Source organism: Streptomyces sp. NBC_00212, assembly GCF_045206365.1.
Taxonomy (GTDB): Bacteria; Actinomycetota; Actinomycetes; order Streptomycetales; family Streptomycetaceae; genus Streptomyces.
This window is the reverse complement of record NZ_CP108115.1, coordinates 805,906-823,225: the sequence shown is the minus strand read 5'-3', so window position 1 is coordinate 823,225 and position 17,320 is coordinate 805,906. Positions and strand designations below refer to the sequence as shown.

The following is a 17,320-nucleotide window of genomic DNA, read 5'->3' as shown; positions in this document are numbered from 1 at the left end:
CCGCTGCGCGGTCTCCTCCTTCGGCATCAGCGGCACCAACGCCCACACCATCCTCGAAGAAGCCCCCCGCCCGCAGGAGGCGGCCCCTGAGCGGCCGGTGCCCCCGGCCGGCGACGCCATCCCCTGGATGCTGACCGTCCGCACCCCGGGCGCGCTGCGCGCCCAGGCAACCAACCTCGCCGCCCACCTCGACGACGAACAGGCACCCGGCGCCCTCGACGTCGGCCACTCCCTGGTGACCGCGCGCACCCTCTTCGACCACCGCGCCGTCGTCGTCGGCACCGACGAGCGGACCCGGCGCGCGGCCCTCGACGCCCTCGCCACCGGCGGCTCCGCGCCCGGCGTCGTCCAGGGCACGGCCGACACCGACGGCAGGACCGTCTTCGTCTTCCCCGGCCAGGGCTCCCAGTGGGTCGGCATGGGAGCGCGGCTCCTCGACGAGTCCCCGGTCTTCGCCGAGCGCCTGACCGAATGCGCCACCGCCCTCTCGGAGTTCGTCGACTGGTCCCTGCTCGACGTGCTGCGCCAGGTGGACGGCGCGCCGACGCTGGACCGCGTCGACGTCGTACAGCCCGCCTCCTTCGCCGTCATGGTCTCGCTCGCCGCACTGTGGACCTCGCACGGCATCACCCCCGACGCCGTGGTCGGCCACTCGCAGGGGGAGATCGCCGCGGCGGCCGTCGCCGGGGCGCTCTCCCTTCAGGACGCGGCCCGCGTCGTCGCGCTGCGCAGCCAGGCCATCGCCCGCGGGCTGGCCGGATCCGGCGGCATGATGTCGGTCCCGCTGCCCGCCGCCGACGTCGAACAGCGCCTCGCCGGGGCCGCCGGGTACGAAGACCTGTCGATCGCCGCGGTCAACGGCCCCCGGTCCACCGTCGTCTCCGGTGCCACCGCGCCGCTGGACGCCCTACAGGCCGAGCTGGTCGCCGAGGACGTCCGGGCCAAGCGCATCGCCGTGGACTACGCCTCGCACTCCGCGCAGGTCGAGCTGGTACGGGACGAACTGCACCGCGTCCTCGCGCCGGTGCGCCCCCGCCCCGCGCAGGTGCCCTTCTTCTCGACGGTGACCGGCGACTGGCTGGACACCACCGGCATGGACGCCGACTACTGGTACACCAACCTGCGGCAGACCGTCCGCTTCCAGCCCGCCATCGGTGAACTCCTCGCCCAGGAGCACCGCTTCTTCATCGAGGTCAGTTCCCACCCCGTACTCGCCATGGGCATCCAGGCGACGGCCGAGGAAGCCGGCGGCGCGGCCGCGGTGCTCGGCACCCTCCGGCGCGACGCGGGTGGCACCGACCGCTTCCTGACCTCCCTCGCCGAAGCCTTCGTCCGGGGCGCGGGCGTCGACTGGTCCGCAGTCTTCGCCGGCACCGGCGCCCGCCGGGTACCGCTGCCCACGTACGCCTTCCAGCGCGAGCATCTGTGGGCGATCCCCGACCGGTCCCAGGACCGGCCCGCAGCGGACCCGGTGGACGCGGAATTCTGGACGGCGGTGGAAGAGGACGACGTCGACTCCCTCGCCTCCCGCCTGCGCCTGGACCGCGCCGCCCTGGAGCCCGTCCTTCCGGCCCTCTCCGACTGGCGCCGACGCCGGCGCGACCTGGCGGCGGTCGACTCCTGGCGCTACCGCGCCACCTGGCAGCCGCTGACCACCCTGCCCACGGCGGCACTGACCGGCACCTGGCTCGTCGTCACCGCCGAAGGCACCACCGACGACGACCTCGTCGGCGCCCTCACCGCGCACGGCGCCGACGCCCGCACCCTCGTCCTGGACGACGCCTGCACGGACCGCGCGACCCTGGCCGCGCGCCTCACGGAACTCGACGGCACCGCGCACCTCGCGGGCGTGGTGTCCCTGCTGGCCGCGGCCGAGGAGCCGAGCCCGCACCATCCGGCGCTCAGCCGCGCGACGGCCCTGACCGTCACGCTCGTGCAGGCACTCGGCGACGCCGGCATCGACGCGCCGCTGTGGTGCCTGACCCAGGGCGCCGTCTCCACCGGCCGCGCGGACCGGCTCACCCGCCCCGACCAGGCCCAGATCCTCGGCCTCGGCTGGACGGCCGCCCTCGAACACCCACAGCGCTGGGGCGGCCTGGTCGACCTGCCCGAGGAACTGGACCGGCGGGCCGCCGAGCGTCTGGCCGCGGTCCTGACCGGCCGTACCGGCGAGGACCAACTCGCCGTCCGCGCCTCGGGCGTCCTCGCCCGCCGCGTCGTACGCGCCACCCCCGCGGACCCGGCTCCGGCCCGCCCCTGGACGCCGCGGGGCACCACCCTCGTCACCGGCGGCACCGGCACCCTCGCCCCGCACCTGGCCCGCTGGCTCGCCCAGCAGGGCGCCGAGCACGTAGTGCTCACCAGCCGCCGTGGCCCCGCGGCCCCCGGGTCCGACGAACTCGTCCGGGAACTCGCCGAGTTGGGCTGCGAGGCCAGCGTCGTCGCCTGCGACCTGACCGACCGCGACGCGGTCGCCCAGATGCTCACCGCGCTCACGGCCGAGGGCCGCACCGTACGCACCGTCGTGCACACCGCCGTCACCATCGAGCTGGCGACGCTGGACGAGACGACCCTCGACGACTTCGCGAAGGTCATGGACGCCAAGGTCAACGGCGCCCGGCACCTGGACGAACTCCTCGGCGACGACCTCGACGCCTTCGTCCTGTACTCCTCCACCGCCGGCATGTGGGGCAGCGGCGCCCACGCCGCCTACGTCGCCGGCAACGCCCACCTCAACGCCCTGGCCGAACACCGCCGCGCCCGCGGCGCCCGGGCCACCGCCGTCTCCTGGGGCATCTGGGCCGACGACCTCAAGCTCGGCCGCGTCGACCCCGGCCAGATCCGCCGCAGCGGACTGGTCTTCATGGACCCCGAACTGGCCCTCACCGGCCTGCGCCAGGCCCTCGACGACGACGAGACGCTGCTGACCGTCGCCGACGTGGACTGGGAGCGCTACTACCCCGTCTTCACCGCCGCGCGGCCCACCCGGCTCTTCGCGGACCTGCCCGAGGTCCGGCGACTCGTCGAGGACGACGCCAGCCAGACCAAGGACTCCGGCAGCGAGTTCGCCACCCGGCTGCGCGGGCTGGCCGTCGTCGAACAGGACCGGCTCCTGCTGGACCTCGTCCGCGGCGAGGCCGCCACCGCACTCGGCCACGCCTCACCCGACGTGCTCTCCGAACAACGCGCCTTCCGCGACGTCGGCTTCGACTCGCTGACCGCCGTCGACCTGCGCAACCGGATCGCCGCCGTGACCGGGCTGGCCCTGCCGAGCACCATGGTCTTCGACCACCCCAACCCGCTCGCCCTCGTCGCGTTCCTGCGCGAATCCCTCGCCGGGTCCGCCACCGGCACCACCGTCCCGGCCACGCACACCGCCGCCGCCAACGACGAGCCCCTCGCCATCATCGGCATGAGCTGCCGCTACCCCGGCGGCATCGGCTCACCGGAGGACCTGTGGCGCCTGGTCGCCGAGGGGGGCGACGCCACCAGCGAGTTCCCCACCGACCGCGGCTGGGACGCCGAGGGCCTCTACGACGCCGACCCCGACCGGGCCGGCCACACCTACTCGACCCGGGGCGGCTTCCTCCACGACGCCACCGAATTCGACGCCTCCTTCTTCGGCATCTCGCCCCGCGAGGCCCTCGCCATGGACCCCCAGCAGCGCCTGCTGCTGGAGACCTCCTGGGAGGCGATGGAGCGTGCCGGGATCGACCCCGCCACCCTGCGCGGCAGCAGCACCGGCACTTTCATCGGCGCCAGCTACCAGGACTACGGAGCCTCCGGCGCCAGCCCGGAAGGCGCCGAGGGACACCTGATCACCGGCACCATCTCCAGCGTCCTGTCCGGCCGGCTCTCCTACACCTACGGCTTCGAGGGCCCGGCCGTCTCCCTCGACACCGCCTGCTCCTCCTCCCTCGTCGCCCTGCACCTGGCCTGCCAGTCCCTGCGCAACGGAGAGAGCTCCCTGGCCCTCGCGGGCGGCGTCAGCATCATGTCCACGCCCGGCGCGTTCGTCGGCTTCAGCCGGCAGCGCGCGATGGCGGCCGACGGCCGCTGCAAGGCGTACTCCGACCAGGCCGACGGCATGAGCCTGGCCGAAGGCGTCGGGTTGGTCCTCGTCGAACGGCTCTCCGACGCCCGCCGCAACGGGCACCGGGTCCTGGCCGTCATCCGTGGCTCCGCCGTCAACCAGGACGGCGCCTCCAACGGCCTGACCGCGCCCAACGGCCCGTCCCAGCAGCGTGTCATCGGCCAGGCCCTGGCCAACGCCAACGTGGACCCCGACAGCATCGACGTCGTCGACGGACACGGCACCGGCACCGCCCTCGGCGACCCCATCGAGGCGCAGGCCCTGCTCGCCACCTACGGCCAGGGCCGCGACCCCGAGCACCCGCTGCTGCTGGGCTCTGTCAAGTCCAACATCGGCCACACCCAGATGGCGTCCGGCGTCGCCAGCATCATCAAGATGGTCATGGCCATGCACCACGGCACCGTGCCGCGGAGCCTGCACATCGACCGGCCCTCCTCGCACGTCGACTGGAGCTCCGGCGCCCTCCAACTGCTCACCGAGCCGCTGCCCTGGCCGAGCACCGGACACCCGCGCCGCGCGGGCGTCTCCTCCTTCGGGCTCAGCGGCACCAACGTCCACACCATCCTCGAACAGGCCCCGGCAGACCGGTCCGAGGCAGCCGGGGCAGACGGCGCAAACACAGCCACCGCACCGGCCCGCCCGGCCGACCTCACCCCCGTCCCCCTGGTCCTGTCCGGACGCACCGAAGCGGGCCTGCGCGCCCAGGCCGGACGGCTCCTGACCCACCTCTCCGACCACCCCCAACTCCCGCTCACCGACCTCGCGTTCTCCCTCGCCACCTCCCGGGCCGCCCTGGAGCACCGCGCGGCCGTCCTCACCGACGACCCCGACACCCTCACCCGGGCCCTGACCGCGCTGCGCGACGCGACCCCCGACGCCGGGCTGCTCACCGGCCGCCCGGACCACGGCCGGCTGGCCTTCCTCTTCACCGGCCAGGGCAGCCAGCGCCCCGAAATGGGACGCGAGCTCTACGACCAGCACCCGGTCTACGCCCAGGCACTGGACGCCGTACTCACCCGCTTCGACCTCGAACTCGACCGTCCGCTCCGGGAGATCCTCTTCGCCGCCCCGGGCTCACCCGAGGCCGCGCTGCTGGACGACACCCGCTACACCCAACCTGCCCTCTTCGCCCTCGAAGTGGCCCTGTTCCGCCTCGCCGAGTCCTGGGGCCTGCGCCCCGACTACGTCGCGGGCCACTCCATCGGCGAGTTCGCCGCCGCACACGCCGCCGGAGTCCTCTCCCTGGAGGACGCCTGCACCCTGGTCGCCGCCCGCGGCCGGCTGATGGCAGCACTGCCCCAGGGCGGCGCCATGGCCTCCGTCGAAGCCACCGAGGACGAAGTGGCCGCCGCGCTCACCCCGTACGAGGGACGAGCCACGGTCGCCGCCGTCAACACCCCGACCTCCCTGGTCGTCTCGGGCGACGAGGACGCGGTGCTCGCCGTGGCGGCGCACTTCGAAGAGCAGGGCCGCCGCACCAAGCGACTGCGCGTCAGTCACGCCTTCCACTCGCCGCACATGGACCCGATGCTGGCGGACTTCGCCCACGCCGTCCGCTCCGTCACCTGCCACGCACCCACCGTGCCGCTGGTGTCCACCGTCACCGGAACGCTCCTCACGCACGAAGAACTCGCCGCGCCGGAGTACTGGACGGGACAGGTCCGCGGCACAGTCCGCTTCGCCGACGCCGTACGGCATCTCACCGAGCACGGCGTGCGCACCTTCTTCGAGCTCGGCCCGGACGCCGTGCTCAGCGGCGCGGTACGCGAGGGCACCGACCAGGAGACCGACGCCACCGCGGTCCCGGCACTGCGCCGGGACCGGCCCGAGGCCCCGGCCCTGACCACGGCACTGGCCCACCTGCACCTCCACGGGGTACGGGTCGACTGGGACGCCGTGTTCGCGGGCAGCGGAGCCCACCGGATCGACCTGCCCACCTACCCCTTCCAGCGCGAGCGCTACTGGCCCGAGGCGGCCACCGGAACCACCGCACCCGCCGACCCCGCCGACGCGGCGGACGCGGACTTCTGGTCGGCCGTCGAGCGGGCGGACCTGGAGTCCCTGGGCTCGTCGCTGGACCTGGACGACGACACCCTCACCGCCGTCGTCCCGGCCCTCTCCTCCTGGCGGCGCCGCAGCCGGGAGCGCTCCACCGTCGACGGCTGGCGCTACCGCACCACCTGGAAGCGCCTGGCCGCCCCGGCCACCGCACGCCCCACCGGGACCTGGCTGGTGCTCGCACCCGCCGACGGCGAGCCGGGATGGCTCGACGCGGCCTCCGGTGTGCTGGGCACCGACTCCGTACGCCTGGTCGTCACCGCCCCGGAGCGCCGGGACCTGACCGACCGGCTGCGCGAACTGACCGCCGTACACGGCGAGTTCACGGGCGTCCTGTCCCTGCTGGCCACCACCGGCGACGACACCCAGGACGTCACTGCCACCACGACCACGGGTCTGCTGCTGACGGCCACCGCCGTCCAGGCCCTGGGCGACGCGGACATCGCGGCCCCCCTGTGGTGCGTGACCCGCACCGCAGTGGCCGTGGACCGCACCGAACACCCGGTCCACCCTGCCCAGGCCGCCGTCTGGGGCCTGGGCAGGGTGGCCGCACTGGAGCAGCCGCAGCGCTGGGGCGGTCTGATCGACCTGCCCGATGAGCTCGACGGCAGCACCCTGCGCCGCCTGGCCGCCGTCCTCGCCGACAGTGGCGGCGAGGACCAACTCGCGCTGCGCACCACCGGGGCGTTCGCCCGACGCCTGGCCCACCACCGAGCCGAACCGGCCCCCGGTACAGGCACCTTCAACCCCACCGGCACCGTGCTCGTCACCGGCGGCACCGGCGCGCTCGGCGGACACGTCGCCCGATGGCTGGCCGAGGCGGGCGCCCCGCACCTGCTGCTGGTCAGCCGCCGCGGCGCGGACGCCCCCGGCGCCGCTGAACTGGCCGCGGCGATCGAAGAGCTGGGAGCCGAGGTCACCCTCGCGGCATGCGACACCGCCGACCGCGACGCGCTGACCGCCGTCCTGGCCGCGATCCCCGACGAGCACCCGCTCACCGCGGTGTTCCACACCGCCGGCACCGTCGCCGACGGCACCCTGGACACCCTCACCGCCGAGCAGTTCACCGCGGTCCTGCACGCCAAGGTCACCGCCACGCTCAACCTGCACGAGGCCACCCGCGACCAGGAACTGAGCGCGTTCGTGCTCTTCTCCTCCGTCGCCGGCACCCTCGGCGCACCCGGCCAGGGCAACTACGCGGCCGCCAACGCCTTCCTCGACGCCTTCGCCGAACAGCGTCGCGCCCACGGCCTGCCCGCCACCTCGGTGGCCTGGGGCCCCTGGGCCGAGACCGGTATGGCGGCCGACGGCACCGGCGTCCAGGCTCGGATCCGCCGCGGCGGCTTCGTCCCCATGGCACCCCACCTCGCCCTCACCGCCCTGCGGCGGGCGATCGAGCAAGGTGCCCCGACGCCGACCCTCGCCGACATCGACTGGCCGCGCTATGCGGAGGTGTTCACCGCAACGCGCCCCAGCCCCCTCGTCGGCGACCTGCCCGCACTGCGCCACACCACACCGTCCGCCGGGACACCGCACGCCGCCGTACGGGAACCGGCCCTGCACCGGCGGCTCGCCGGACTCTCCCCGGCCGCCCGCCCGAGCTTCGTCCTGGACCTGGTACGCACCCAGGTGGCCGCGGTCCTCGGACACACCGGCACCTCGGACATCGGCGCCGAACGCGCCTTCAGCGACCTCGGCTTCGACTCGCTGACCACCGTCGAACTGCGCAACACCCTCACGGTCGGCACCGGCCTGAAACTGCCCGCGACCCTCGTCTACGACTACCCGACCCCGACCGCACTCGCCGACTTTCTGCTCGCCGAACTCCTCGGCACCCTGCCCGAGTCGGACACCGACATCCCGGCCCCGGCCGGCCGGGCGGCGGACGACGATCCCATCGTCGTCGTCGGCATGAACTGCCGCTTCCCCGGCGGCATACGGTCCCCCGAGGACCTATGGCGGCTGCTGAGCCGCGGTGAGGACGCGGTCAGCGGCTTCCCCGCGGACCGCGGCTGGGACCTCGACGCGCTCGCCCAGGGCGCCTCGGCCACTCTCGAAGGCGGATTCCTGGACGGCGTCGGCCTCTTCGACGCCGGCTTCTTCGGCATCTCGCCCCGCGAGGCGCTGGCCATGGACCCGCAGCAGCGACTGCTGCTGGAGACCTCGTGGGAGGCGTTCGAGCGCGCCGGCATCGACGCGACCACCCTGCGCGGCAGCCGCACCGGCGTGTTCGTCGGCACCAACGGCCAGGACTACGCCACGCTCCTGCGCCAGGGCACCGGCACCGCCGACCTCCGCGGCCACGTCGCCACCGGCAACACCGCCAGCGTCATGTCCGGCCGCCTCTCCTACGCGTTCGGCCTGGAGGGCCCGGCCGTCACCGTCGACACCGCCTGCTCCTCCGCGCTGGTCGCCCTGCACCTGGCCGCCAACGCGCTGCGCAACGGCGAGTGCACCCTCGCCCTGGCCGGCGGCGTCTCGGTCATGTCCAGCCCCGGCTCCTTCACCGAGTTCACGGTCCAGGGCGGACTGGCCCCCGACGGGCGGTGCAAGCCCTTCGCCGCCGCCGCCGACGGCACCAGTTGGTCCGAGGGCGTGGGCGTCCTCGTCCTGGAACGGCTCTCCGACGCCCGCCGCAACGGCCACGACGTATGGGGCATCGTGCGCGGCACCGCCGTCAACCAGGACGGCGCCTCCAACGGGCTGACCGCGCCCAGCGGACGGGCCCAACAGCGCGCCATCCGCCAGGCCCTCGCCGACGCCCGCCTCACCCCCGCCGACGTCGACGTCGTCGAGGCCCACGGCACCGGCACCACCCTCGGTGACCCCATCGAGGCAGGCGCCCTCATCGCCACCTACGGGCAGGACAGGCAACACCCGCTCCTGCTCGGCGCCGTCAAGTCGAACCTGGGCCACACCCAGGCCGCCGCCGGCGTCGCCGGCACCATCAAGGTGCTCCTGGCGATGCGCCACGGCGTCCTGCCCAAGACCCTGCACATCGACTCCCCGTCCTCGCACGTCGACTGGACCGACGGCACGGTCGCGCTCGTCACCGAGCAGCAGGAGTGGCCCGAGACCGGGCACGCCCGGCGGGCCGGCGTCTCCGCCTTCGGCGTCAGCGGCACCAACGCCCACGTCATCATCGAGCAGGCACCGGACACCGAGGAACGGGTGGCACCGGAGCCCGCCACGCTGCCGGGCCTCGTGCCCTGGCCGGTGTCGGGCAAGTCCGCGGCCGCGCTGACGGCACAGATCGAGCAGGTCTCGGCGCTGACCGGCACGTCACCGCTCGACGTGGGCCACTCCCTCGCCACCGGCCGTTCGACGTTCGCCCACCGCGCGGTCCTCGCGGCCGACGCAGCGGGCGTACGGGAACTCGCACGCGGTGTCGCCCAGGAGGCCGACGGGAAACTGGCCCTGCTGTTCTCCGGCCAGGGTGCCCAGCGGGTGGGCATGGGCCGGGAGTTGTACGACAGGTTCTCGGTGTTCACGGCGGCCCTGGACGAGGTGCTGGCGCACTTCGAGGCCGGGGACGCGGTGGAGCGTCCGCTGCGGGAGGTGATGTTCGGCGGCGCGGAGGGCCTGGACGAGACCGGGTACACCCAGCCGGCGTTGTTCGCGATCGAGGTGGCACTGTTCCGACTGGCCGAGTCCCTCGGCGTCCGGCCGGATTTCGTGGCCGGGCACTCGATCGGTGAGATCGCGGCGGCGCACGTGGCCGGGGTGTTCTCGCTCACGGACGCCTGTGCGCTGGTGGCGGCCCGGGCGCGGCTGATGCAGGCGCTGCCTGCGGGCGGTGCGATGGTGGCCGTCCAGGCCGCTGAGAGCGCGGTCCGGCCGCGACTGGTCGACGGGGTGTCGATCGCGGCGGTCAACGGCCCCGAGGCGGTCGTCCTCGCCGGTGACGAAGCCGAAGTCCTCCGGATCGCGGGGGAGTTGGCGGACGAGGGCCGCAAGACACAGCGTCTCACGGTGAGCCATGCCTTCCACTCGCCGCTGATGGAGCCGATGCTGGAGGAGTTCCGGCGGGTGGCCGAGGGGCTGTCGTACGACGCTCCGCAGATCCCCCTCGTGTCCAACGTGACCGGGGATCTCGCCGCCGAGGAACTGGTGTGCTCGCCCGACTACTGGGTGCGGCACGTGCGGGAGACCGTGCGGTTCGCGGACGGTGTGCGGACGCTTGAGGCGGAAGGCGCCTCGGTCTTCCTGGAGTTGGGTCCGGACGGGGTGCTGACGGCGATGGCCCAGCACACCCTGGCCGGTGCCGCGACCGCCGTTCCGGCGCTGCGCAAGGACCGGCCCGAGGAAACCGCGCTGCTCACCGCGCTCGCCCACCTGTACGTCGTGGGCGTCGGGGTGGACTGGTCGGGGACCTTCGCCGGTACCGGCGCCCGCCGCGTGGACCTGCCCACCTACCCCTTCCAGCAGGAGTGGTACTGGCCGGAGGCCGGGGCCGCCGGGCACGTTCAGGGCGGCCCGCAGGACTCCGTGGACGCCGAGTTCTGGGACGCCGTGGAGCGCGCGGACCTCTCGTCGCTCTCGGACGGCCTCGAACTGGACGACGCCGCACTGTCGGCCCTCGTACCCGCCCTGTCCGCCTGGCGCCGCAAGCGCGTCGAACGCTCGGCCGTCGACGGCTGGCGCTACCGCGTGACCTTCACCCCGCTGACCGGCACCCCGCCCGCCACCCTCACCGGACGGTGGCTGGCGCTCGTCCCGACGGGCGGCGCCGCCGACGCGTGGACCGCCGCCGTCCTCGCGGCCCTCGGCGAGTCGGCCGTCGTCGTCGAAGCCGACCCGACCGACCGCGCCGCACTCGGCGGTCCACTGGCCGAACGCGCCGCACAGGACGTCGAGTTCGCGGGCGTGGTCTCGCTGCTCGCGGCCCCGTACGCCGACGCCGTCCCCGCCGGACCGGCCTGGCCGAACGAGGTGATGGCGGCATTGGCGGCCGCCGGAATCGACGCCCCGCTGTGGTGCGTCACCCGCGACGCGGTGTCGGTGGGCCGCTCCGAGACCGAGGTCAGCCCGGCCCAGGCGACGGTCTGGGGGCTCGGCCGGGTCGCCGCCCTGGACCACCCGGACCGCTGGGGCGGCCTGGTCGACGTGCCGCAGGTGCTCGACCGGCGCTCGACCGAAAGGTTCCGGGCCGTCCTCGCGGGCATCGGCGACGAGGACCAGGTGGCGCTGCGGACCTCCGGCCTCTTCGGGCGACGACTGGTGCGCGCCACCAACGACGGCCCGGCGACCCCGTGGCAGCCGACCGGCACGGTCCTGATCGTCGGCCCGGCGGCCGGCACCGGCGGACACTGCGCCCGCTGGCTCGCCGAACAGGGCGCCCAGCACCTGGTGCTGGCCGACCCCACCGCACCGGACCCGGCACGGGCCCACGCCGCACTCGACGGCCTCGACGTACCCGTGACGGTGCTCGACTGCGCCCCGACCGACGGCGACGCACTGCTGACCACGCTCGCCGCACTGCCGGCACAGGCACCGCTGACCGCCGTCGTCTACGCCGAAACGCCGTCCGACACCGAGGAGCCCGACGCCGCCCTGGCCGCGCTGCGCGCCGACGTGGCGAACCTGGCGGAGGTGACCGAGGCGGCGACCGGCGACCGTCCCCTGGACGCGTTCGTCCTCTTCTCCTCGATCGCCGGGACCTGGGGTGCCGGCGGCCGGGCCACCGACGCCGCGGCCGGAGCCCAACTCGACGCCCTGACCCGCACGTTGCGCACCCGCGGACTGCCTGCCGTGACGGTCGCCTGGGGCGGCTGGGCCGACACCGAGTCCGACAGCCTGGCCACCCACCTGAGGGTCAACGGGCTGCCCCCGATGGACCCCGCCCGGGCCCTGACCGCGCTCGCCCGCTCGCTCGGCACCGACACCCCCTCGGTGACGGTGGCCGACGTCCAGTGGGACCGGTTCGTGCCCGCCTTCACCCGCAACCGGCGCAGCGCCCTCTTCGCGGAGCTGCCCGAGGCCCACGAGGCACTGGCGGAGCCGGGCGATACCGAGCCGGGCACCGCGGGCACCGCGACCGGCCTGCGGGCCGAACTCGCCGCCCGACCCGACGCGGAACGCACCGAGGTCCTGCTGGCTCTCGTCCGCGCCCAGGTCGCCGCGGTGCTCGGGTTCGCGGACGCCGACGCCGTACCCTCCGGCCAGGCGTTCCGGGACCTCGGCTTCGACTCGCTGACCGGGGTCGACCTGCGCAACCAGCTCGCCACCGCGACCGGCCTGACCCTGCCCGCCACCCTCGTCTTCGACTACCCCACGGCCGAGGCACTCGCCGGCCACCTGCGGGCCGAACTCCTCGGCGAGGCAGCGGAAGAACTCCGCGCGGCGGCACGGGCGCAGCACTCCCACACCGCCGAGGACCCGGTCGTCATCGTCGGCATGAGCTGCCGCTACCCGGGCGGGATCCGCTCGCCCGAAGACCTGTGGCAGCTGGTCACGGGCGAAGTCGACGCCATCGGAGGCTTCCCCACGGACCGCGGCTGGGATCTGGACCGACTGCTGCACGGCGACCGGGACGGCCGCGGCCGGACCGTCACCAGCGAAGGCGGATTCCTCTACGACGTCGCGGACTTCGACCCCGGATTCTTCGGGATCTCCCCGCGCGAGGCGATGGTGATGGACCCGCAGCAGCGCATCCTCCTGGAAGCCACCTGGGAGGCCCTGGAGCGCGCCGGCATCGACCCCGCGCAGCTGCGCGGCGGCGACACCGGCGTGTTCGTCGGCGGCGGATCGGGCGACTACCGGCCCGAAGCCGGCCAGCTGGGCCACGCGCAGACCGCGCAGTCGGCGAGCCTGCTCTCCGGCCGGGTGTCCTACACCTTCGGCCTGGAAGGCCCCTCCGTCAGCGTCGACACGGCCTGCTCGTCGTCCCTGGTGGCACTCCATCTGGCCGCCCAGGCCCTGCGGGCGGGCGAGTGCTCCCTCGCGCTCACCGGCGGTGTGACGGTGATGTCCAGCCCGGTGAACTTCGTCGAGTTCGGGGAGATGGGAGCCCTAGCCCCGGACGGCCGCTGCCGGCCGTTCGCATCCGCCGCCGGCGGCACCGGCTGGTCCGAGGGCGTGGGCGTCCTCGTCCTGGAACGCCTCTCGGACGCCCGCCGCAACGGGCACCAGGTCCTCGCGGTGCTGCGCGGCTCGGCCGTCAACCAGGACGGCGCCAGCAACGGCCTCACCGCGCCCAACGGTCCCTCGCAGCGCCGTGTCGTCCAGCGGGCACTGGCCAACGCGGGCCTTGCGCCGGCCGACGTGGACGCCGTGGAGGCGCACGGCACCGGCACCACCCTGGGCGACCCCATCGAGGCGCAGGCGCTGCTGGCCACGTACGGCCAGGGCCGTGACCCCCAACTGCCGCTGCTGCTGGGGTCGGTGAAGTCCAACATCGGCCACACCCAGGCGGCCGCCGGCGTCGCCGGTGTGATCAAGATGGTGCTGGCGATGCGCCACGGCGTGCTGCCCAGGTCCCTGCACATCGACGAGCCGTCGGCACACGTCGACTGGTCCGCCGGAGCCGTCGAACTCCTGACGGAAGCGGCCGACTGGCCGCGTACGGGACGCCCGCGCCGGGCCGGCATCTCGGCGTTCGGCGCCAGCGGCACCAACTCCCACGTGATCATCGAGCAGCCCGCGGAGACCACGACGGACGAGCCCGCGCACCCCCAGGGGACAGCCGGCCCGCTGCCGGTCCCCGTGACGGGCACCGTGCCGGATGCACTGCGGGCCCAGGCCCGACAGCTGCACGCCTACGTGGCCGCCCGGCCCGACCTCACCGTCGCCGAGTTCGCGCTGTCCACGGCCACCACCCGATCGGCCTTCACCCACCGGGCCGCCGTCCTCGCCGAAGACCGCGAGGCACTGCTCACGGGCCTGGCCGCGCTCGCCGACGGACTCGACACCCCCCAGGTCCTGCACGGCCGGGCGGCGGAGCGCCGGGGCAAGCTCGCGGTGCTGTTCTCCGGCCAGGGCTCGCAGCGCGTGGGCATGGGTCGGGAACTCCACGCCCGCTACCCGGTGTTCGCCGAGGCCCTCGACGAGGTGACGGCACGCCTGGACACGGAACTGGAACTCCCCCTGCGGGACGTCATGTTCGAGGACGCGGAGCGGCTGAACGAGACGCGCTTCACCCAGCCCGCACTGTTCGCCATCGAGGTGGCGCTGTTCCGCCTGGTCGAATCCTGGGGCATCCGCCCGGACTTCGCCGCCGGGCACTCCGTCGGCGAGATAGCCGCCGCGCACGTGGCCGGGGTCCTCTCTCTGGACGACGCGTGCCGACTGGTGGCCGCACGGGCCCGGCTGATGAACGCCCTGCCCACGGGCGGCGCCATGGTCGCCGTACAGGCCACCGAGGAGGAGATCCGGCCGCATCTGACCGACCGCGTGTCCCTCGCCGCCGTCAACGGACCGCGGTCGGTGGTCCTCTCCGGCGACGAGGCCGCCGTGTCCGACATCGCGGAGAAGTTCACCGCCGACGGGCGAAAGACTACGCGTTTGCGGGTGAGCCATGCGTTTCACTCCGTGCACATGGATGCCATGCTCCAGGACTTCCGACGCGTCGCCGAAAGCGTTGCCTTCCACGCTCCGGCGATCCCGATCGTGTCCAACGTGACCGGCCGGGCGGCCACCGAACAGCAGGTGTGCGACCCGGACTACTGGGTGCGCCACGTCCGCGAAACGGTCCGCTTCGGCGACGGGATCCGCACCCTGGCCGAGCGCGGCGTGACCGCCTTCCTGGAGCTCGGCCCCGACGGCTCACTCGGCGCCCTGGCCCAGGACACCCTGGTCGCCCTGCCCGCGCGGCCGGTCACCGTACCGGCGCTGCGCAGGGACCGCGGTGAGCAGGAGTCCCTGGTCAGCGCCCTCGCCCGGCTGTACGTCGACGGAGCCGCCCCCGACTGGGACGCCCTGTTCGACGGGACCGCGACCGCATCCCACCGCACCGACCTGCCCACCTATCCCTTCCAACACGAGCGGTACTGGCCGGCCACCCAGCCGGCCGCCGACCCCGCAGCGCCGGGCGCCGCGGACGGCGGCTTCTGGTCGGCGGTCCACGAGGCCGACTTCGCCTCGCTGGAGACGACCCTCAACGTCGACGGCGACGCACTGGCCAAGGTGCTGCCCGCGCTCGCGGACTGGCGCCGCCGGCGGGGCGAGGAGCACACCGTCGACGGCTGGCGACAGCAGATCATCTGGCAGCCACTGACCCCGCAACCCGCCCGCACCCCGGCCGGCACCTGGCTCGCCGTGCTCCCGGCCGGTCACTCCGACGACCCCTGGGCAGCCGACGCCGTCGCCGCCCTGGGCCCGGACACCGTACGCCTGGAAGTGCCCGGCCCCGACCGTGCGGCGCTGGCCGCACGACTGCGTCAACTGGCCGCCGAGGGACACGAGTTCACCGGAGTGGTGTCGCTGCTCGCCCTCGCCGCCGCACCCGGACACGGCGCGGAAGCCCCCGAGGGACTGGCCCTGACCACCGCCCTGATCCAGGCGCTCGGCGACGCGGACCTCGCCGCACCCCTGTGGTGCGTCACCCGCGGCGCGGTCGCCACCACGCCCGCCGAGCCGGTACCCGGGCTCGCCCAGTCCGCCGTATGGGGCCTGGGCCGGGTCGCCGCCCTGGAGTACCCGCAGCGCTGGGGCGGTCTGATCGATCTGCCCGACACCCTCGACGCGCGGTCCGCGGCCCGCTTCGCCGAAACCCTCGCGGCTCCCGGCGGCGAGGACCAGATCGCGATCCGGCCCTCCGCCGCCCTCGGCCGCCGACTGGTCCCCGTACCGGCCGGCCCCGGCACGCGGGAGTGGAACCCCACCGGCACCGTCCTGATCACCGGCGGCACCGGAGCCCTGGGCAGCCACGTGGCACGCCGGCTCGCCGAGGCGGGCGCCCGGCACCTGCTGCTCGTCAGCCGCCGGGGCGCCGACGCCCCCGGCGCGGACGAACTGCGGGCCGAACTCACCGCACTGGGCGCCGAGGTCACCCTCACCGCCTGCGACGCCACCGACCGCGACGCGCTCGCCGAGGTCCTCGCCGCGATCCCCGACGAGGCGCCGCTGACCGGCGTGATCCACACGGCGGGCGTCCTGGACGACGGTGTCCTCGACAGCCTCACCCCGGACCGCTACGAGGCCGTCTTCCGCGCCAAGGCCGCCTCGGCCCTGGCCCTGCACGACCTCACCCGGGACCTGGACCTGGCCGTGTTCGCCCTGTTCTCCTCGTCCTCCGGAGCGGTCGGCAACGCCGGCCAGGCCAACTACGCCGCCGCCAACGCCTACCTGGACGCGCTCGCCGAACAGCGCCGCGCCCAGGGCCTGGCCGCCACCTCGCTCGCCTGGGGCGTGTGGGGCGGCGACGGAATGGCCGCCGACCACCGGGCGGCCGAAGCGGCCCGGCGCACCGGCATCCGCCCGCTGGACCCGGACCTCGCCGTCGTGGCGCTGCGCCGGGCCGTCATGGACGGGCGGCCCACCGAGGTCGTCGCCGACATCGACCGCGACCGGTTCGTCCGCTCCTTCACCGCCGTACGACCCAGCCCGCTCCTCGGTCAGCCGACCGGCACCGAGCATCAGACGGCGGGGGACACCGGGGAGGGCGCCACCGGCGACGCACTGCGCGAGAAGCTGATGGACCTGCCGCCCGCCAAGCGCGCCCGGGCCGTACTGGACCTGGTCCGGAGCCGAGCCGCGGCTGTACTGGGACACCCCACCGTCGATGTCGTCGGCGCCGACCGGGCGTTCCGCGACCTCGGATTCGACTCCCTCAGCGCCGTCGAACTGCGCAACCAGCTCGGCGCCGCCACCGGACTGACCCTGACCGCCACGCTCGTCTTCGACCACCCCAACCCCACCGAGCTGGCAGACCACATCCTGAGCCGGCTCGTCCCCGACGAGGAGCCGGGCCAGCACACCGGCGACGGCGACCCGGACTCCGCCGGCATCCGGGCCCTGCTCGCCTCCGTCTCCCTGAACCAACTGCGGGAGATCGGCGTACTCGAACCCCTGATGAAGCTCGCCGCGGAGCAGACCGCGGCGTCCAACGGCGAGGCCGTCTCCGCGACGGCAGCGGGCGCCTACGACGAGTCGATCGACGCGATGGACGTCGCCGACCTGGTGCAGGCGGCACTCGACGGCAACTCCTCCCAAGAGCGTGGAAAGAGCTGA

At 74.5% G+C, this 17,320-nt stretch carries 1 protein-coding gene (cut by a window edge); it reads left to right on the top strand.

Translation table 11 applies throughout. The features are described from left to right. Positions 1 to 17,320 carry the 3' portion of a type I polyketide synthase gene (locus OHA17_RS03940; RefSeq protein ID WP_406504065.1) on the top strand. 11,240 nt of this gene lie to the left of the window's left edge, so the window shows 17,320 of its 28,560 coding nt (coding positions 11,241–28,560); its start codon lies off the left edge, out of view; the stop codon is at positions 17,318 to 17,320.